This is a genomic window from Allobosea sp. LjRoot90, from assembly GCF_964254315.1.
Classification (GTDB): Bacteria; Pseudomonadota; Alphaproteobacteria; order Rhizobiales; family Beijerinckiaceae; genus Allobosea.
In genome coordinates, this window is the sequence record NZ_CAXUTF020000005.1 from 203,662 (window position 1) to 220,870 (window position 17,209).

The window sequence follows — 17,209 nt, forward strand, 5'->3', positions numbered from 1 at the left end:
TATATCAAATGGATAGGTGATTTCTTCCACTTGGTACGGCCCTTGCCGAGCAAAAGGCGCCGGCCCGTGCCGGAGCACCGAATTCCAGGGAAGAAAACAATGGCACTCGACGCCTATATGACCATCAAGGGCCAGAAGCAGGGGGACATCTCCAGCGAGGCCAGCACCATCAAGAGCGCTGGCGCCGGCGCCAAATACGACAAGCACGGCAACGAGATCACCGTGCTCTCCTTCACCAGCGGCGTGATCAACCCGCGCGATCCGAAGTCGGGCTTCACCTCCGGCGCCCGCGTCCACCAGCCGGTCACCTTCACCAAGCTGATGGACCGGTCCTCGCCGCTGCTGTGGCAGGCGCTGGCCAAGGGCGAGACGCTGACCGAGATCGTCTGCAAGTTCTATCGCCCGGACACCGCCGGCCTCGGCGAGCCTGAGGAGTTCTTCGAGTTCAAGTGGGAGAACGCCAAGCTTTGCGAAGGCAAGTCCTATCTGCCGCTGACCGTCACCCAGGCGAACGACCATCTGCGCCCGATGGAAGACTGGTCCTTCACCTATGAGAAGGTGACCTGGAAGCACACCAAGGCCTCGACCGAGGGCGAGGATTCCTGGCAGAGCGCCTGATCAGGCGAATTCGGCCGCCGCGCAGCTCCTGCGCGGCGGTCTTGCAACGTTACGGTGACGTAGATGTCATCGGCCAGTCACCTCGACGCGGTGAGGTACGCCATCGCGCAGACCGGGCCCAAGCCCGGCGCGACATCCGGCGCCAGGCGCCAGGCAGGGGGCGTTCCACCATGGTCCAGGTCGATCTCAAGCAGCTGCTCGGGCGGCTGAACCCTTACGTCAAGCGTGCCTTGGAAACGGCCGCCGGCCACAGCGTCGGTCGCGGCCATTACGAGGTTGCGGTCGAGCATCTCCTGCTGGTGATGTCGGAAGACGAGCAGCGCGACCTCGGCATCATCCTGAAGCAGTTCGGGCTCGACGCCTCCGGCCTCAAGCGCGGCCTGCAGCGTGCCACCGAAACTCTCAAGACCGGCAATACCGGCCGGCCGGTCTTCTCGCCGGGCTTGATCGAATTGCTCACCGATGCCTGGTTGATCAGCTCGATCGAGCTTAGCCAGCAGCAGATCCGCTCGGGGTCGATCGTCGCGGCCCTGCTCGCCAATCCCAGCCGCTACGCGATGGCCGACTGGTTCGAGGCGGTGCGGGCGATCCCGCTCGCCGAGCTCAAGGCCAAGTTCCGCGACATCGTTGCGCCCTCGGCTGAGGAGCCGACGGTTGCCGCGGCGGTGCCCGGCGGGGCCTCCGGCCAGGCCGGCAACGGCGCCCTGCCGCCCGATGGCGCGCTCGCCCGCTTCACGATCAATTTCACCGAGCAGGCGCGGAAGGGCAAAATCGATCCCGTCTTCGGCCGCGACCGCGAAATCCGGCAGATGATCGACATCCTCGGCCGGCGCCGCAAGAACAACCCGATCTGCGTCGGTGATCCCGGCGTCGGCAAGACTGCGGTGGTCGAGGGCCTCGCGCTCAAGATGGCCGAAGGCGACGTTCCGGACTTTCTCAAGAACGTCGAGCTGCTCAGCCTCGATCTTGGCATGCTGCAGGCCGGCGCCGGCGTCAAAGGCGAGTTCGAGAACCGGCTCAAGGGCATCATCGACGAGGTCAAGGCCTCGCCCAAGCCGATCGTGCTGTTCATCGACGAGGCGCACATGCTGGTCGGCGCCGGCGCTTCGGCGGGCGGCGGCGACGCCGCCAATCTGCTGAAGCCGGCGCTCGCCCGCGGCGAATTGCGCACCGTCGCGGCTACGACCTGGTCGGAATACAAGAAATACTTCGAGAAGGATCCGGCGCTGGCGCGGCGCTTCCAGCTGGTGAAGCTCGACGAGCCCTCGCCGGCGGAGGCGATCACCATCGTGCGCGGCCTGCGCGCGGCTTACGAGAAGAGCCATGGCGTCTATGTCCGCGACGACGCCGTCGCCGCCGCCGCGAACCTCTCGGCCCGCTACATCTCCGGCCGGCAACTGCCCGACAAGGCGGTCGATGTGCTCGATACCGCCTGTGCCCGGGTGAAGCTGTCGCTGTCCAGCAAGCCGGCCGGCATCGACGATCAGGAGCGCCGCATCGCGACGCTGCGCCGTGAGCTTTCGGCGCTGGAGCGCGATCGCAGCACGCTCGGCAAGGACAATCCGCGCATCGCCGAGGTCGAGGAGGAGATCGCCGGGATCGAGGTCGAGAAGGCCGAGGCGATCGTGCAATGGGAGCGCGAGAAGGCTCTGGTCGACCGCATCGTCGAGCTGCGCCGCGAGCTCGGCCTCGGGCCCGAGGGTCTCGCGAAGCTGGAAGCCAAGCCCGCCGACAATGACGATGGCGATGACGAGGATGACGACCGCAACGAGGAGGAGGCCGAAGAGGTCGACGGCTCGCGCAAGTCAGCTGAGCAGGAGCTGCAGCAGGCCGTCGCCGAGCTGGAGAAGACCCGCGGCAAGACCGCGATGATCCATTACGAGGTCACCGCCGACGCTGTCGGCCAGGTGATCTCGGACTGGACCGGCATTCCCGTCGGCAGCATGGTCAAGGATGAGGCCGCCGCGATCCTCGGCATGTCCGACAATCTGCGCCAGCGCATCAAGGGCCAGGACCATGCCGTCTCGGCACTGGACGAGGGCATGCGTGCCGCCAAGGCCGGCGTCAACAATCCCGGCCAGCCCATGGGGGTCTTCCTCTTCGTCGGCACCTCCGGCGTCGGCAAGACCGAGCTCGCGACACAGCTCGCCGACCTGCTCTTCGGCGGCGAGCGCTTCCTGATCACCATCAACATGTCGGAGTTCCAGGAGAAGCACACCGTCTCCAAGCTCGTCGGCGCCCCCGCCGGCTATGTTGGCTATGGCGAGGGCGGGCTGCTGACCGAGGCGGTGCGCCAGCGCCCCTATTCGGTCGTGCTGCTCGACGAGTGCGAGAAGGCCGATCCGGAGGTGCTGAACCTGTTCTACCAGGTCTTCGACAAGGGGACGCTCGCCGACGGCGAGGGCCGGATCATCGACTTCAAGAACACGGTGATCATCCTGACCTCCAACCTCGCCACCGACATCATCACGGCGATGGGCACGCAGGAGGAGAAACCTTCGACCGCCGAACTCACCGAGGCGATCCGCCCGAGCCTGTCGCGGCACTTCAAGCCGGCGTTGCTGGCCCGCATGCAGATCGTGCCGTTCTATCCGCTGATGCCGGACGTGCTGAGCGAGATCGTGCGGCTCAAGCTGAACAAGGTCGGCAAGCGCCTGCGCGAGAGCCAGAAGATGGCGTTCCACTATTCGGACGCCGTCGTCGATGCGGTCACGGCCCGCTGTACCGATGTCGACACCGGCGCCCGCAATATCGACCATATCGTCAATCGCACGCTGCTGCCCGAGATCGCGACCGAGATCATCGGCCGGATGGGCGAGGAGCATGCGCCCGAGAGCCTCTCGGTCGACATCGGCCCCGAGGGTGGCTTCGTCTACCGCTTCACGCTGCCGGGCTCCGAGCCGGTGGCGCAGGCGGCCGAGTGACGGTGTTGCGCGAGCCCGCCAAATGCACGACCCCCTCTCGGTCGCCGAGGAGCTGATCGAGCTGACCACGACGCTCGCCACCGAGCGTCGCCTCGAAGCGCTGCTCGGGGCCGTGGTCAGCTCGGCGCGACGCCTGACCCGCGCCGAGGGCGGGCGCGTGCTGGTGCTCGACCGTACCGGCCGGCATCTGCACGGCCTCGTCGGCCAGAACGACGTCGCGCCCGACGCCGCGGCGCTCCCCGGCGAGATTCCCGTCTATGCCGAGGGGAACGCGTTCAACCTGCGCGACGCCAATGTCTTCGCGGCGGTCACCGGCAAGATCGTCAATCTCGCCGACGTCTACGATTATAGCGGATTCGATTTCGTGCGGCTGCGCGAGCAGGACGAGCGCACCGGCTATCGCACGCGCTCCTTCGTGGTCGCGCCGCTGTGGAATGTCGAGGGCGTGACCCTCGGCGTGCTCCAGCTCATCAATGTGCAGCTGACGCCGGGAGGTGAGATCGGCGCGCTGCCCAAGGCCTTCGAGCGCGTCGTCGGCTCCTTCGCCGCCCATGCCGCCGTTGCGATCACCAATGCCCGGTTGTTCGAGGAGAACCGCGAACTTATCCGCCAGCTCGACCGGCGCAATGCCGACCTCGCCCGCGAGAATTCCCGGCTGAAGGTGATGACCGCGCCGCGGGAGGAGCAGGTGGTCGGGGAGAGCCCGGCTTTCCAGGCGGCGCTCGATCTGGCGCGCCGCGCCGCCTCCTCATCGGTGGCGGTGCTGATGCTCGGCGAGACCGGCACCGGCAAGGACGTCTTCGCCAATGCGATCCATCGCTTCGGCAAGCGTCGGGACCGGCCTTTCGTTGCCCAGAACTGCGCGGCGCTGCCTGAGACTTTGCTGGAGAGCGAGCTCTTCGGTCATCGCAAGGGCGCCTTCTCGGGCGCGCTCGCCGACAAGAAGGGGCTGGTGCACGAGGCCAATGGCGGCACGCTCTTCCTCGACGAGATCGGCGACATGCCGTTGCCGCTGCAGGCGAAGATCCTGCGCCTGCTCGAGGAGGGCTCCGTGCGCCGCCTCGGCGACACCCGGCTCGAAAAGGTCGATGTCCGCATCATCGCCGCGACCAATGGCGACCTGCCGCAGAAGATCGCCCAGGGAACCTTCCGCGAGGACCTCTATTACCGGCTCAGTGTCTTCCCGGTGACGATCCCGCCGCTGCGCGAGCGGCCTTCTGATATCCCGCTGCTCATAGACTTCTTCCTCCGGCGTATCGCGCAGGCGCATGGCCGCGAGGGCTTCGCGCTGACGCCGCGGGCGCTCGATGCGCTCTGCCGCTGGCGCTATCCCGGCAATGTGCGCGAGCTGAAGAACATGGCGGAACGCGCTGCGCTGCTGATCGACGGCGACGAGCGCATCGACCTGAAGCACTTGCCGGCGCATCTCGCCAGGGTTGCGCCCGACATCATCGTGCAGACGCCGGCGGCCGAGGGCGGCAGCAGCCTGCGCTCGGCGGTGCGGCAATACGAGGCGATCGTTATCGAGAACCGGCTGCGCGAAGCCGGCTGGAACCAGAGTCGGGCTGCCCGCATGCTGCAGATCTCGCGCCGCAGCCTGGTCGAGAAGCTGCAGCGCTACGCCATCAGGACACCATGAGCACGGCATTGCCGAGAGGAAGGATCGATGGATAGGGCGGACGAGGCCGACCGCGCCCTCAACGCCTTCGTCTCGGGGAGGATGCCGTTCGAGCGGCTCGTCGCGGCCCTGAAGAGCCTCGTGATCGGCGACGGCACCGCCCTGCCGGTCCTCGCGCAGCTCGGGAACTGGGCGAATGAAGGACGCCTGCCCGCCGATCTCGCAGCCCTTCTCGCCGGCGAGCTTGGTGGGACCTCGGCAGCCGCCGCATCCGGCGACGCCGGCCTCGATCCTCCGACCGTCCCGCTCGGCCCGCCGCGCCGGTCTGCGCCCGATCCGGCCATGGCGCTGCCGCCGGCCGGCACGATCCGCGACAAGGTCGACGAGGTCGTCGTCAATGCGTTGATCGGCGATTTCGTGGGCCTGCGCGGTCGCAACCGCACCGGTGAAGCCAGCTCTGACGCAGCGCTGGACGCCAGCCTCGCCGATTTCCGCAGCCTGCGCTTCCGGCGGGACGCGAGCAATGCCGAAGCCGGCCGCGCCCGGCGTTTCGAGCTCGATCCCCGGCGCGAGACGCGCCAGATCGGTATCGGCGCCATGTTGAAGGACCGCTTCATCCTCGATGCCGAGATCGGCCGGGGTGGCATGGGCACGGTCTATCGCGCGGTCGACCGGCGGCGGCTCGAGGCGATGCGCCACCAGCCCTATGTCGCGCTGAAGCTGCTCGGCGGCGATTTCCGCCATCATCCCGAGGCGCTGCGCACCATCGAGGCCGAGGCGCGCCGGGCGCAGGAGCTCGCGCATCCGAATATCGTCACGATCCATGATTTCGAGCGCGATGGCGGCCATCTCTTCATCGTCATGGAACTACTCGAGGGCGAGCCGCTTGATCAGCGCATCGCACGCGCCGGTCCGACCGCGGTCGGCTGGGAGGAGGGCAGGGACATCCTCACTGGCCTCTGCGCCGGCCTTGCCCATGCGCATGCGCGCGGCGTGGTCCATGCCGACATCAAGCCGGCGAATGTGTTCCTGACGGCGGGCGGCGTGAAGCTGCTCGATTTCGGGATTGCGAGCGCGGCACGCGACGGAGGCTTCGATCCAACCTCGCTCGGCGGGCTGACACCGGCCTATGCCAGCCCGCAGATGATCGAGACGGCCGAGCGCCGGGCGGATGACGACGTCTATGCGCTGGGCTGCATCAGCTATGAGCTGCTCGCCGGGCGCCACCCCTTCGACGGAAAGGCGGCGCTCGAGGCACGGGAGCAGGGCCTCTCGCCGAAGAGGCCCGTGGATGTCGAGGACAGGGTCTGGCAGGCGGTCGTGGCGGCACTCGCCTTCGAGCGCGGGCAGCGCGCGGTGGATGCTTCGGCCTTCGCGCGGGCGCTGTTCAGCTGATTGCGGCGCTCCAGAGTCGGATCGATCAGGTTGGATCAACCTGGTCGGTGAATCCGTCTCTCACTTTTAGAATGGAGATCGTTTTGCCGATCAGCTTGCGGTGCAAGCTGATCGGCACGGGCTCTAACGATCGCTGTCGACCAGGGCCGTGATCGCGGCAATGCCGTCGGCATAGGCCGATGTCGGCGCGAGCAGCGAATAGAGTCCGCCGCTGCCGAGCCTGATCATGTCCTCGCTGAGCGGCAGCACGGCTGCGACCGGCACGCGATAGGTGCTGGCGATCCGGTCGGAGAGCTCGCGGAAATCGAGCGAGGGCAGCACCTTGTTGACGATCAGCAGCAGCTGCGGCACGCCGAGCCTGCGGGCGAGGTCGAGCGTGACGGCGGTGCCCTGATAATCCTGATGGTCGGGCCGCAGCACGAGCAGGAGCGTGTCGGAGATCGCGATCGAGAGCAGCGTCTCCTCGTTGACGCCGGGATGAGTGTCGATCAACAGGTAATCCAGCGCCAGTGCGCGGGATAAATCCTGAAAACCGTCATTGAGCAGGTTGACGTCGTAGCCTTCCTTGACGACCCGCGCGATCTCGCCTGGCCGGATGCTCGACGGCACCAGCATGACGATTCCGCCCGCCGTGGCCGCCTCGGCCAGCCGGTCGGTGACGTCGTGAGCGGCTTCCTCGATGCGGCAGCGCCCCCACAGATAGTCGTTGAGCGTATAGCGCAGCCGGTCCGGCTCGATGCCGAACAGGACGTGGATGCCGGGCGACTGGATATCGGTGTCGACGATGGCGACGCGCCGACCGCGCCGCGCCAGCTGGGCGGCGATGTTAGCCGTGGTGTTGGATTTGCCGGTGCCACCCCGGTAGGAATGCGTCGAGACGATGATGGTCATGTCCGCTCGCTCTTCTCCGGGCCACCGGCGTCACGCCGCTGCCGCATCGCCTGTGCGCGTTCCTGCAGCGCCCTGAAGTAGTCGGTCTCGACGATGGCTTCGACCTCGCGCTCCTTGCGCGTCTGGTCGATCTCGATGGCGAGGCGCTGCACCTTGGTCTTGAGGTCGGCGTTCTCGCTGGTGATATCGCGATTGGCCTCTTCCAGCCGGCGATTGGCCTCCTTGAGCTCCGCCAGCATCTCGCCGAGCCGGAATTCGCGTGCCTCGATCTGCACGGCCATGCTGCCGAAGGCCTCGGCGAGCTCGCGCACTGTCTCTGGCGCGTCGGCATCGGCCGTCATGGCGAAGAGGCTGTCGATATTGTCGTAGTCGCCGCGGGCAAGCTCACCGCAGAGATCGCGCAGGCGCCGGGCGAACAGGTCGGGGGAGGCGAGGCTGTGGGTGTCCATGCGGGACACACTAGAGCGCCATCGATGACAGAAAGAGGAAGGCGCTGTCGGCCTGATCGATGTCAACGTAGTTTCGCAATCGGCCTCTAGCGTCACAGGCGAATGATAATCGCCGACCGAAGGCCGTTGAATGCTGGCGCGCGGAATCCATGTCGTCCTTCGCAGCGACACACATGAAATCCGGCGTCTGGCCGATGCGATCGACTATTTGGCAGATTCCCTTCAGCTGCCCCAGCCGATGATCTTCAAGCTCAACCTCGCGCTGGACGAGCTGATCACCAACACGATCGCCTATGGCTATGCCGAGCAGAAGGACGGCGTCATCGACATCGAGATGCGCCGCCATGACGATCGCGTCGTGGTGAGACTGATCGACAGCGCCGAGGCCTTCGACCCGCTTTCGGTTTCCGAGCCCGACACGGCCGCGGCGCTGGAGGACCGGAAGATCGGTGGCCTCGGCATCCATTTCGTCCGCACGCTGATCGATGAGGTCGACTATCGGCGCGACGACGACCGCAACGTCATCACGCTGACGCTTCTCTTGCCGCCGCAGCCGGTACCGGCTGCCGGAATCCACCCCTGAACGAACAGTTCCGGCCTTATCCGCCGCCACAGGAGAGCAACGGCTGATGATGGAGTCGCAGACCATCGGCGAGATGCGCGTCCTGTCGCTCACAGGCCGGCTCGACAGCATCAACGCGGCCGAGACGGAAGCCGCGATCGTGGCCGAGATCAGGGACGGAGCTACGCGCCTCGTGCTCGACTGCTCGGGGCTGACCTATGTCTCCAGCGCCGGCCTGCGCGTTTTCCTCGTCGTCGCCAAGCGCATGCGGGAGATCGGCGGCCGGGTCGTCCTGGCCGCGCTCGCCTCCTCGGTGAAGGAGGTCTTTGCGATCAGCGGCTTCCTGCAGATCCTCACGGTCTGCGAGAGCCGGGAAGACGCCATCCAGATGTGTATCTGAGCCGGCAGTTGTCGGCCCATTGCGGAAACCAAATCGCCGCTGACGCACGATCGTGGCCGCCACGGGATTCGGGCTAGCGCGATGGCGCGGGGCGCGCGGTCCTTTGACCGTCGGCCAGGCCCGCTCGCCCTCGATTCGTACACGGACCTTTCCCTTGGAGCCTGCGACACCAACCCGCCCCGTAGCTTCCGGTGGCCGGTGGCCTCCTCGCGCCACGTATCACCGATCACCGCGCCGGATCCGCGTTCTTCTGCCGGTTTACATCTGGCCCGCCTTGGCGGCGAAGGTCGATATCCGCATCGCCGAGCTCGGCAACACGGCCGGGCTGCTCGGCGTAGCCTCGCTTGCCTTCGAGGGGCTGTCCGCATCGGCGTACGATCGCGGCGCCAGGCAGATCGCCAAATCCTGATCGGCTCGGCTGCGCGCTCGGGCATTTCTTGGTCGGGCTGCCGGCCGAACGCGTTCCCAGTGTTTGAATGCGAGTCCGGCCGGGCTTCTTGCAGCAAAGCTTAGTTACAGAGCGGGTCCTTTAGAGACCTGATCGCTCGCCCTTAGCGGAGCGGCGGCGCGTATTGCAGCCCACCCTTGGACCAGAGATTGTTCGCGCCCCGTGGGATTGCGAGCGGCGAGTTCGGGCCGAGATAGCGCTCATAGCTCTCGCCGTAGTTCCCGACCTGTTTGACGATCCGGTAGGCCCAGTCGTTGCTCAGGCCGAGGCCTTCGCCGAGCTTGCCGTCGACGCCAAGGAAGCGCTTGATCTCGGGGTTGGTCGATTTGAGCTGCTCGTCGACATTGGCCGAGGTCAGGCCGAGCTCCTCGGCATTGACCATGGCGTAATGGGTCCAGCGGACGATGTTGGCCCAGGCTTCGTCGCCGCGGCGAACCGCCGGGCCGAGCGGCTCCTTCGAGATCAGTTCGGGCAAGACAACGAAGTCCTGCGGGTTTGCCGCCTTGAGCCTGTAGGCATAGAGCGCCGAGGCGTCGGTGGTGAAGGCGTCGCAGCGCCCCGCTTCGAAGGCCTTGATAGCCTCGTCGCCGGAGGCAAAGGAGACGGGATCGTATTTCAGCGCGTTCTTCTGGAAGAAGTCGGCGATGTTCAGCTCGGTTGTCGTGCCGCCCTGGACGCAGATCGTGGCGCCGTTCAGCTCCTTGGCCGACTTGATGCCGAGCGTCTTCTTCACCATCAGCGCCTGCCCGTCGAAATAGGTGATCGGCGAGAAGGAAAGGCCGAGCGAGGTGTCTCTCGACAGCGACCAGGTCGTCTGGCGGGACAGCACGTCGACCTCGCCAGACTGGACCGCCGCGAACCGGTCCTTGGGGTTCAAGGGCACATACTTGATCTTGGTGGTGTCGCCGAAGACCGCCGCGGCCACTGCCTTGCAAAGGTCGACGTCGAGCCCGTTCCATTGCCCTTGCGCGTTGGGCAGGGAGAAGCCGGGCACGCCCGGGCTCGTTCCGCAGACCAGCTGCCCCCGTGACTTCACCGCATCCAGCGTGGCGGCGCCTGCCGTCGACACCGAAAACGCGATGCTCAGTGCGCCCAGCGCGGCACTTGCTAATTTCACAGGCGTTCCTCCCAGTTATTTAGGTCATTAAACTAGCCTATATTCCTGTGTCGGAACTTGGTCAATCTGACCGCGCTCGCTTTCGATGCGGCAGTCGGCGGGTAATGATCACCTTGTCGCTTTGCACGCGGGTCTCGACAGCGCGAGGTGAATTGTTATAGGACATAAAACTAGCTGATAAGCTGAATATGGAGATGTTTCGCTTGGGCAAGATGCTGCTTCACTGGTCGCCGCGATCGCCTTTCGTCCGCAAGGTGATGGTGGCCGCGCATGAGCTTGGTCTGGTGGACCGGCTGACGCTGCGGCGAACCGTGGCTCTGATGACGGCGCCCAATCCGGACCTGCTGCCCGACAACCCGCTGAGCAAGATCCCGACGCTGGTGCTCGAGGACGGAACCGTCCTGATCGATTCCGGCGTGATCTGCGAGTATTTCGACTCGATCGCGGGCGGCGGGCTCATCATTCCCGCAGCCGGGCCGGAGCGCTTCCGGGAGCTGAGCCGGCACGCGCTGGCGACCGGCCTCCTCGATGTCCTGATCCTGTGGCGCAACGAACGCGGCAAGCCGCCCGAAGCGCAGACCGCAGCGTGGCTGACGGGCTTCGAGACGAAGTTCCTCGCCACGCTCGCACGGCTGGAACGCGAGGCCGGGCCGATCGCGCCGGGGCCGCTCGGGCTGTCCTGGATCGCGCTCGGCTGCTGCCTGTCCTATCTTGACTTCCGCTTCGCCGATCTGGGTTGGCGCGCCGGACGCCCGGCACTCGCCGCCTGGCATGACGAATTCCGCGCACGTCCCTCAGCCATCGCGACCGAGATCAACGACGATGTCTGAGCCCGCCAGCGCCCGACAGGGACCCCTGAGCCATGTCCGCGTGCTCGATCTCAGCCGCATCATGGCGGGGCCCTGGGCGACCCAGATCCTCGCCGATCTCGGCGCCGACGTGATCAAGGTCGAACGCCCCGATGTCGGCGACGATACCCGCTCCTGGGGGCCGCCCTTCCTGAAGGATGAGCAAGGGCAGCCGACCCGCGAGGCCGGATATTATCTTTCGGTCAACCGCGGCAAGCGCTCGATCACGCTCGACATCGCGACGAAGGACGGCCAGGAGGCGATCCGTCGCCTCGCCGCGATCAGCGACATCGTCGTCGAGAACTACAAGGTCGGTGCCCTGCGACGCTACGGGCTCGACTATGACGGGTTGAAAGCCGTCAATCCGCGCCTGATCTACGCCTCCGTCACCGGCTTCGGGCAGAATGGTCCGCGCCGGGAGGCTGCCGCCTACGACTTCGCGATCCAGGCGATGGGCGGCCTGATGAGCATCACCGGCGAGCGCGACGGCATGCCCGGCGCCGGCCCGCAGAAGGTTGGCGTCCCGATCGTCGACATCATGACCGGCATGTATACGGCCATCGGCGTGCTGGCGGCGCTGGTACGGCGCGGCGAAACCGGGCAGGGCGATTATCTCGATCTCGCCATGCTCGACGTGCAGACCGCCTTCCTCGCTAATCAGGCGATGAACTGGCTGCTCTCGGGCAAGCCGCCGGCGCGCGGTGGCAATCGCCACCCGAATATCCAGCCGCAGGACGTCTTCCCCTGTGCCGACGGGGCGCTCGTCCTGGCCGTGGGGAATGACGGCCAGTTCGCCAAGCTCGCAGCCATCCTGGAGCAGCCCGGCTGGGCGAGCGACGAACGCTTCGCGACCAATCCGGCACGCGTCCGCAATCACGCTCTGCTCGACCCGATGCTGCGCGCGGCGCTGGCGAGCCGCAGCCGAGACAGCCTGATCACGGCGCTCGACGCCGCCGGTGTGCCCTGCGCGCCCATCAACACCGTGCCGGAGGTCTTCGACGATCCCCAGGTCAAGCATCGCGGCCTGTTGCGCGAGCTGCCGCATCCTACCGCCGGCAAGGTTCCGCAGGTGGTCAGCCCATTGAACTTCCGGAATGAGCCGCTCGCCTTCGATCGGGCGCCGCCGCTGCTCGGGCAGCATACCGACGAGATCCTGCAGGAGATCGGGCTGGCTTGACGCCGGCTCGCGGAGATCAGCATGGCCCGCCTTCACCTCCCGACCCCCGACGAGCTGAGCGACGAGCAGCGCAAGGTCTATGACGAGGTCGTCTCAGGCCCGCGCGGCCGGCTCGTCGGGCCGCTTCGCGCGATCATCCACAGTCCCGAGTTGGCTGCGCGATGGTCGCGCATGGGCGAGTTCCTGCGCTACTCGACCTCGCTTCCGGCAAGGCTGAACGAGCTCGCGATCATCGTCGTCGGCCGCCACTGGAACAGCCAGCTCGAATTCCATATCCACGCCGAAGCGGCGCGCGCGGCCGGGCTCGATGCCGCCTGCATAGAGGCGATCCGGCTCGGCGAGAGCCCGGTTTTCGTGGATGAGGCCGAGGTCGAGATCTATGACTACGCCCGGCTCCTGCTGCAGACGGGGCGGCTTTCCGATGCAGTCCATGCCGCCGTCGTGGCGCGCTGGGGCGAGCGCGGTGCGGTCGAGCTGACGGGCGTCATCGGCTACTACACCATGGTCTCGCTGACCCTGAATGCGCATGAGATCCCGCTGCCCGACGGTGCGCAGGCGCCATTGCCGGTCGAGGGGCCTGGCCCGACCGTGTTGCCGGCCTCGCGGCAGGTCCAGAGCGCGGTGCAGGCGGGATGACCGAGACCACGACGCCACGGTCGCACCGCCCGCCGAACTGGACGCTGCCTGACGGGGCCTGCGATTGCCATGCGCATGTCTTCGGGCCCTATGACGCCTTTCCGGTGTCCCATGCGATGCACTATGTCCCGCCGCTGGCTCCGGCCGGCGCTCATCGCGCTATGCTCGACCGGGTTGGGCTTGCACGCGGCGTCCTGGTTCAGCCGGGCGCCTATGGCTCCGATCCGGCCGCGATCCTGGATGCGACAAGCCGATCGGGCGGGCGCATCAAGGGCGTGGCGGCGGCGGACGGTGGCGTGAGCGATGCACAGCTCGACGTCTGGCACGGTCACGGCGTACGCGGGCTGCGCTTCAACGACATGACGGTACCGGGCGGAACGGGGCGCTTTCCCGGCGCCGTCGGCACCGATGGGCTGACTGAGTTGGCGCCCCGCTTGAGCGCACGTGGCTGGCATGCCGAGATCTGGGCGAGCATCGACCAGCACGTCGCGCTGCTGCCGCTCTACCGTGCGACCGGCCTGCCGGTCGCGCTCGACCATATGGCAGGCCTCGTCGTCGCGCGCGGCATTAGCGACCCCGCCTTCCAGGCGATCCTGGCGGTGCTGCGCGAAGGCTGGCTTTGGGTCAAGCTCGTGCTCTGCCGCTGTTCGCAGGCGTTTCCGGACTATGCCGATCTGCGGCCGTTCCACGACGCTCTGATCGACGCCAATCCGGACCGGATGGTGTGGGGTTCGGACTGGCCGCACTTACGCCTCGCCGACAGAGCGCCCGATATCGGCCATCTGCTCGATTTGTTCCGGGACTGGGTCCCGGACGCAGCGCTCCGGCAGCGCATTCTCGTAGACAATCCGCGCATTCTCTACGGCTTCTGAGCCGACGCGGGACAAGGAGACCGACATGACCGACGCCTATGAGTGCTTCAAGGTGAGCGTTGCCGATCACGTTGCGACCGTGACGCTCGATCGCACACCGGTGAATGCGCAAAACCGCCGGTTCCGCGAGGAAATCGTCGCCATCTTCGACCGGCTGAACGACAGCGCCGACGTCCGGGCGATCGTGCTGACCGGCGCCGGCAAGGCGTTCTCGGCCGGCGCCGACCTCAAGGAGCGGCCCGGCCTGGCGGATGAAGCGGGAGCCTACCCCCGCCACAACCGGCTGGTGCGCGCCTCTTTCGATGCGGTGATGGAATGCGGCAAGCCGGTCATCGTCGCCGTCAACGGCGCTGCGATCGGAGCCGGCTGTGTGCTGGCGCTGTGCTGCGACATCCTCCTCGTGGCCGAAGAGGCGTTCCTCGCCATGACGGAGGTCGATGTCGGCCTCGCTGGTGGCGTCAGCCATGTCCGGCGCTTCTTCCGCGAATCCGACGCCCGCATGCTGATCTACACGGCGCGGCGGGTCCATGGCCCCGACCTCTACCGGATGGGCGTCGCTTCGGCCTGCCTGCCGGCGGCGGAACTGCTCGGCTTCGCACAGTCCATGGCGCGCGATATCGCGGCCAAGAGCCCGCTCGCCGTCCAGGCCGCGAAGCGCTCGTTCAACGTCACGGAAGGCCTTGCGCTGCGGGACGCCTATCGCTTCGAGCAGTCGCAGACCGTCGCGCTCTCGCACACCGAGGACACGAAGGAGGCGCAACGCGCCTTCGCAGAGAAGCGGCGGCCGCACTTCACGGGGCGCTGACCGTCGCCCCGTGCCATGTCACTTCAGCTTGACGTCGAATCTGACCACATCGCCGCGGTAGAGCCCCTTGGCACTCAGGACCAGCACGCCGCGCTGGTCGACGGCCTGGCGGTGCACGAAGGCGACCGGCGCATCGAGCGAGATCGTCAGGGCCTCGGCGGTTTCGACATCGGCGGTGCCTACGGTGAGGGTCTGGCGTGCATCGGCGATCTCCACGCCGGGCACTTCCGAGATCAAGCGCAGCGCCGTCTTCGATTCGAGATCGTGCTGCGAAATCCTGTCGCGCAGGGATTCGTCGATATGCAGGTCGGCCAGCAGGAAAGGCTGGCCGTGCCGCCAATGACGCCGCCGGACTTCCCGGTAGGCCGGGGCGAGTTCGCCGATCTGGCCATCGAACGGGTGGAACACCCGGTCCGGCTCGTCGCGGAGGATCTCGATCGTGGCGCTGTAGCTCGGCCGCAGCAGGCCGGACCAGTCCGTGCCGACCTCACACCACAAATCTTCGGTCGGCCGCTTGCGGACGAAGGTGCCCCGGGCGCGGTAGCGCTCGATCAGCTGATCGGCTTCCAGCAGATCGAGCGCCTGGCGGATCGTGGCGCGCGCAACGCCGCATTCGACAGCGAGATCGTCGACCGTCGGAATCTGGGCGCCGACCGCCCATTGACCGGCTTCGATCCTGCGGCGGAACAAGGTCGCGAGCTGATTGTAGCGGGAGACCCCGGTGCGTTTGAAATCCAGCGGCTTCGTCACGGCGCGGCTAACGGTCATGCGGCTCCCTTCGCCGATGCGATGTCGATCCGGCTAGCCCAACAGGATAATTCATCATCCGCCCAAATGTAAGCCCATCAGCCGTGAGTGAGGCATAAAACATAATCAACTAGCTTATTGCCCTTTAGGCTTCGAATGAGCATGATCGGCTCCGGTCGCGCCATGTGTGCGGCCGGCTTGGGCTGTCGAAAAGGTGACTGGGAATGCACGGCACGATCGAAATCACCGGGCGGGATCTCAGCCCCGCGGTGATCGTACGGATCGCGCGGCATGGCGCGAAAGTCGCGCTCAGTGCCGAGGCCGGGGAGCGCATCGAGGCTGCGCGGAAGGTCGTCGATGGGATCGTGAGCAGGGGCGAGAAGGTCTATGGCGTGACCAGCAGCGTCGGCGCCAAGACCGGGGTCATGCTCGCGCCCGACCGGGTCGCCGAGTTCAACCGGCGCCTGCTGCTCACGCATAATATGGGGCACGGACCGCTCGCCTCGCCGGAGGCGGTGAGGGCGATGATGGCGGTGCTGCTGAATGCGATGGCCAGCGGCTATCTCGGCGTCCGGCGCGTGCTCGCCGACCGGCTCGTCGACGCCCTCAACACGGACCGCCATATCCCGGTGCATCTCTGGGGCTCGATGGGCGAAAGCGACATGTCGCCGGTGGCAGATCTCGCCCTCGAGCTCTACCGCGACCATGATTTCGCGGCCGGCGAAGCGCTCGCCCTCCTGAATTCGAGCGCGCTGTCGCTGGGCATGGGCGCGATGGCGTTCCACGATCTGTCGCGCATGCTGGACTTCGCGACCCTGGTCGGCGCGCTCAGCATGGAAGGGTTCGCGGCTAACCCGTCAGTGGTGTCGGAGGCCGCGCTGGCGTCCCGCCCGTTCGATGGCGTGCTCCGGCATGGCGGCGCGATTAGGCGCTATCTCGCCGGCAGCTACATCATGACGCCCGGCGGCCCGCGCCATCTGCAGGATCCGCTGAGCTTCCGCTCGCTGCCGCTGCTTCACGGCAACGCCGCCGACAGCCTCGATTTCGCCGGGCGGCAGCTCTCGATCGAGCTGCGGGCCAGCCAGAACAATCCGGTCGTCTCCGTCGAACGGGGCGAGCTGGTCTCGGTCGCCAATTTCGACATGGTCGCCCTGGCGATGGCGCTGGACGTGGCGCGGCTCGCGATGTCGCCGGTGGTGACGAGCTCGACGGAGCGCCTCGCCAAGCAGGCCGACTCGTTCTGGTCGGGCCTGAGCGTCGGGCTGATCGAGGAGGACGGGGTCGGGTTGCCCGGGTTCAACGGCCTCGCGCAATTCCACAAGTCGATCACCTCGGAAGCACGCCTGCTGACCGCGCCGGTCGTCGGCGAGCTCGCCAGCTCGAGCCATTCGAACGGCAATCTCGACCGGGCCAGCATGGCGGGCCTCGCGGCGCGCCGCGCAGCCGAGTTTGCGACGCTGTGCCGGTCGATCTTCGCAATGGAGCTGCTCGTCGCCGCGCAGGCGGTCGAGATGCGCAAGGCCTCGCCGCTGGGCGCAACGACGCGCCGGCTCTTCGCCCTGGTGCGCGAGGCCGTTCCCTATGCCGGGCCAGGGCAGCGCGTGCCGCACATCACGGCACTGCTCGACCATCTCGATGCAGGGGCTGCGCGGATCGACGCGCTGATGGCGCCTCCGGACCAGGGCTGAACCGCCTCGCGCGT

At 66.9% G+C, this 17,209-nt stretch carries 17 protein-coding genes; 13 read left to right on the top strand and 4 right to left on the bottom strand.

All coding sequences use genetic code 11. The features are described from left to right. Nucleotides 1-99 precede the first annotated feature (99 nt). From ACSQ3M_RS19520 to ACSQ3M_RS19535, 4 genes are all read left to right on the top strand, one after another. The gene (locus ACSQ3M_RS19520; RefSeq protein WP_126112974.1) at nucleotides 100-618 is read left to right on the top strand and encodes an Hcp family type VI secretion system effector; all 519 of its coding nucleotides are present in this window, start codon (nucleotides 100-102) and stop codon (nucleotides 616-618) included. A 170-nt stretch (nucleotides 619-788) separates the two neighbouring features. Then, nucleotides 789-3,542 carry a type VI secretion system ATPase TssH gene (tssH, locus tag ACSQ3M_RS19525; protein WP_436151737.1) on the top strand — a complete coding sequence of 918 codons (2,754 nt, stop codon included), beginning with the start codon at nucleotides 789-791 and terminating at the stop codon, nucleotides 3,540-3,542. A gap of 22 nt (nucleotides 3,543-3,564) precedes the next feature. Then, nucleotides 3,565-5,181: a sigma 54-interacting transcriptional regulator gene (locus tag ACSQ3M_RS19530; RefSeq protein WP_436151738.1), complete on the top strand. Its 1,617-nt coding sequence runs from the start codon at nucleotides 3,565-3,567 to the stop codon at nucleotides 5,179-5,181. 27 nt (nucleotides 5,182-5,208) lie between these two features. Continuing rightward, nucleotides 5,209-6,555, top strand: coding sequence for a serine/threonine-protein kinase (locus tag ACSQ3M_RS19535; protein WP_436151739.1), 1,347 nt, complete (start codon nucleotides 5,209-5,211; stop codon nucleotides 6,553-6,555). 123 nt (nucleotides 6,556-6,678) lie between these two features. Here ACSQ3M_RS19535 and ACSQ3M_RS19540 read toward each other — a convergent pair whose 3' ends face one another. Both ACSQ3M_RS19540 and ACSQ3M_RS19545 read right to left on the bottom strand, forming a co-directional pair. After that, nucleotides 6,679-7,446, bottom strand: coding sequence for a MinD/ParA family ATP-binding protein (locus ACSQ3M_RS19540; RefSeq protein WP_436151740.1), 768 nt, complete (start codon nucleotides 7,444-7,446; stop codon nucleotides 6,679-6,681). Then, nucleotides 7,443-7,895: a hypothetical protein gene (locus ACSQ3M_RS19545; protein WP_436151741.1), complete on the bottom strand. Its 453-nt coding sequence runs from the start codon at nucleotides 7,893-7,895 to the stop codon at nucleotides 7,443-7,445. Before ACSQ3M_RS19545 ends, ACSQ3M_RS19540 begins: the two co-directional genes overlap by 4 nt. Nucleotides 7,896-8,025: 130 nt before the next feature. On the opposite strand from ACSQ3M_RS19545, the gene ACSQ3M_RS19550 reads away from it, so the two are divergent. The 3 genes from ACSQ3M_RS19550 (at nucleotide 8,026) to ACSQ3M_RS19560 (ending at nucleotide 9,266) form a co-directional block, all read left to right on the top strand. Next, entirely contained in the window at nucleotides 8,026-8,478 is a 453-nt protein-coding gene (locus ACSQ3M_RS19550) for an ATP-binding protein (RefSeq protein ID WP_436151742.1), read from the top strand. Nucleotides 8,479-8,524: 46 nt separating this feature from the next. After that, nucleotides 8,525-8,857 carry an STAS domain-containing protein gene (locus tag ACSQ3M_RS19555; protein ID WP_436151743.1) on the top strand — a complete coding sequence of 111 codons (333 nt, stop codon included), beginning with the start codon at nucleotides 8,525-8,527 and terminating at the stop codon, nucleotides 8,855-8,857. Between the two features lie 274 nt (nucleotides 8,858-9,131). Beyond that, nucleotides 9,132-9,266, top strand: coding sequence for a hypothetical protein (locus tag ACSQ3M_RS19560; RefSeq protein WP_436151744.1), 135 nt, complete (start codon nucleotides 9,132-9,134; stop codon nucleotides 9,264-9,266). A gap of 142 nt (nucleotides 9,267-9,408) precedes the next feature. On the opposite strand, the gene ACSQ3M_RS19565 is transcribed toward ACSQ3M_RS19560, so the two are convergent. Further along, on the bottom strand, nucleotides 9,409-10,422 hold the full coding sequence (locus tag ACSQ3M_RS19565; RefSeq protein WP_436151745.1) for an amino acid ABC transporter substrate-binding protein: 1,014 nt from the start codon (nucleotides 10,420-10,422) through the stop codon (nucleotides 9,409-9,411). Nucleotides 10,423-10,634: 212 nt separating this feature from the next. On the opposite strand from ACSQ3M_RS19565, the gene ACSQ3M_RS19570 reads away from it, so the two are divergent. Genes ACSQ3M_RS19570 through ACSQ3M_RS19590 form a run of 5 tightly spaced genes read left to right on the top strand, consistent with a single transcriptional unit; the run spans nucleotide 10,635 to nucleotide 14,760 of the window. After that, nucleotides 10,635-11,252 (top strand): glutathione S-transferase family protein, encoded by a 618-nt coding sequence (locus tag ACSQ3M_RS19570; RefSeq protein ID WP_436151945.1) that lies wholly within the window; start codon nucleotides 10,635-10,637, stop codon nucleotides 11,250-11,252. Further along, nucleotides 11,245-12,447, top strand: coding sequence for a CaiB/BaiF CoA transferase family protein (locus ACSQ3M_RS19575; protein ID WP_436151746.1), 1,203 nt, complete (start codon nucleotides 11,245-11,247; stop codon nucleotides 12,445-12,447). The genes ACSQ3M_RS19570 and ACSQ3M_RS19575 overlap by 8 nt, the downstream gene beginning before the upstream one ends. A gap of 21 nt (nucleotides 12,448-12,468) precedes the next feature. Then, on the top strand, nucleotides 12,469-13,083 hold the full coding sequence (locus ACSQ3M_RS19580; RefSeq protein ID WP_436151747.1) for a carboxymuconolactone decarboxylase family protein: 615 nt from the start codon (nucleotides 12,469-12,471) through the stop codon (nucleotides 13,081-13,083). Then, a complete protein-coding gene (locus ACSQ3M_RS19585) occupies nucleotides 13,080-13,955 on the top strand; it encodes an amidohydrolase family protein (RefSeq protein ID WP_436151748.1) in 876 nt (291 codons plus the stop codon). Before ACSQ3M_RS19580 ends, ACSQ3M_RS19585 begins: the two co-directional genes overlap by 4 nt. A gap of 25 nt (nucleotides 13,956-13,980) precedes the next feature. Continuing rightward, nucleotides 13,981-14,760, top strand: coding sequence for an enoyl-CoA hydratase/isomerase family protein (locus tag ACSQ3M_RS19590; RefSeq protein WP_436151749.1), 780 nt, complete (start codon nucleotides 13,981-13,983; stop codon nucleotides 14,758-14,760). An 18-nt stretch (nucleotides 14,761-14,778) separates the two neighbouring features. Here the strand turns inward: ACSQ3M_RS19590 and ACSQ3M_RS19595 are convergent, their stop codons facing one another. Next, a complete protein-coding gene (locus ACSQ3M_RS19595; RefSeq protein WP_436151750.1) occupies nucleotides 14,779-15,528 on the bottom strand; it encodes a GntR family transcriptional regulator in 750 nt (249 codons plus the stop codon). Between the two features lie 203 nt (nucleotides 15,529-15,731). On the opposite strand from ACSQ3M_RS19595, the gene ACSQ3M_RS19600 reads away from it, so the two are divergent. Beyond that, nucleotides 15,732-17,195, top strand: coding sequence for an aromatic amino acid lyase (locus ACSQ3M_RS19600; RefSeq protein ID WP_436151751.1), 1,464 nt, complete (start codon nucleotides 15,732-15,734; stop codon nucleotides 17,193-17,195). The last annotated feature ends 14 nt before the right edge of the window (nucleotides 17,196-17,209 follow it).

What these genes read in the sequence shown, in the direction of transcription:
- ACSQ3M_RS19520 (WP_126112974.1), top strand. Translation starts at nt 100, where the DNA reads ATGGCACTCGACGCCTATATGACCATCAAGGGCCAGAAGCAGGGGGAC.
- tssH (WP_436151737.1), top strand. Translation starts at nt 789, where the DNA reads ATGGTCCAGGTCGATCTCAAGCAGCTGCTCGGGCGGCTGAACCCTTAC.
- ACSQ3M_RS19530 (WP_436151738.1), top strand. Translation starts at nt 3,565, where the DNA reads ATGCACGACCCCCTCTCGGTCGCCGAGGAGCTGATCGAGCTGACCACG.
- ACSQ3M_RS19535 (WP_436151739.1), top strand. Translation starts at nt 5,209, where the DNA reads ATGGATAGGGCGGACGAGGCCGACCGCGCCCTCAACGCCTTCGTCTCG.
- ACSQ3M_RS19540 (WP_436151740.1), bottom strand. Translation starts at nt 7,446, where the DNA reads ATGACCATCATCGTCTCGACGCATTCCTACCGGGGTGGCACCGGCAAA.
- ACSQ3M_RS19545 (WP_436151741.1), bottom strand. Translation starts at nt 7,895, where the DNA reads ATGGACACCCACAGCCTCGCCTCCCCCGACCTGTTCGCCCGGCGCCTG.
- ACSQ3M_RS19550 (WP_436151742.1), top strand. Translation starts at nt 8,026, where the DNA reads ATGCTGGCGCGCGGAATCCATGTCGTCCTTCGCAGCGACACACATGAA.
- ACSQ3M_RS19555 (WP_436151743.1), top strand. Translation starts at nt 8,525, where the DNA reads ATGATGGAGTCGCAGACCATCGGCGAGATGCGCGTCCTGTCGCTCACA.
- ACSQ3M_RS19570 (WP_436151945.1), top strand. Translation starts at nt 10,635, where the DNA reads ATGCTGCTTCACTGGTCGCCGCGATCGCCTTTCGTCCGCAAGGTGATG.
- ACSQ3M_RS19575 (WP_436151746.1), top strand. Translation starts at nt 11,245, where the DNA reads ATGTCTGAGCCCGCCAGCGCCCGACAGGGACCCCTGAGCCATGTCCGC.
- ACSQ3M_RS19580 (WP_436151747.1), top strand. Translation starts at nt 12,469, where the DNA reads ATGGCCCGCCTTCACCTCCCGACCCCCGACGAGCTGAGCGACGAGCAG.
- ACSQ3M_RS19585 (WP_436151748.1), top strand. Translation starts at nt 13,080, where the DNA reads ATGACCGAGACCACGACGCCACGGTCGCACCGCCCGCCGAACTGGACG.
- ACSQ3M_RS19590 (WP_436151749.1), top strand. Translation starts at nt 13,981, where the DNA reads ATGACCGACGCCTATGAGTGCTTCAAGGTGAGCGTTGCCGATCACGTT.
- ACSQ3M_RS19595 (WP_436151750.1), bottom strand. Translation starts at nt 15,528, where the DNA reads ATGACCGTTAGCCGCGCCGTGACGAAGCCGCTGGATTTCAAACGCACC.
- ACSQ3M_RS19600 (WP_436151751.1), top strand. Translation starts at nt 15,732, where the DNA reads ATGCACGGCACGATCGAAATCACCGGGCGGGATCTCAGCCCCGCGGTG.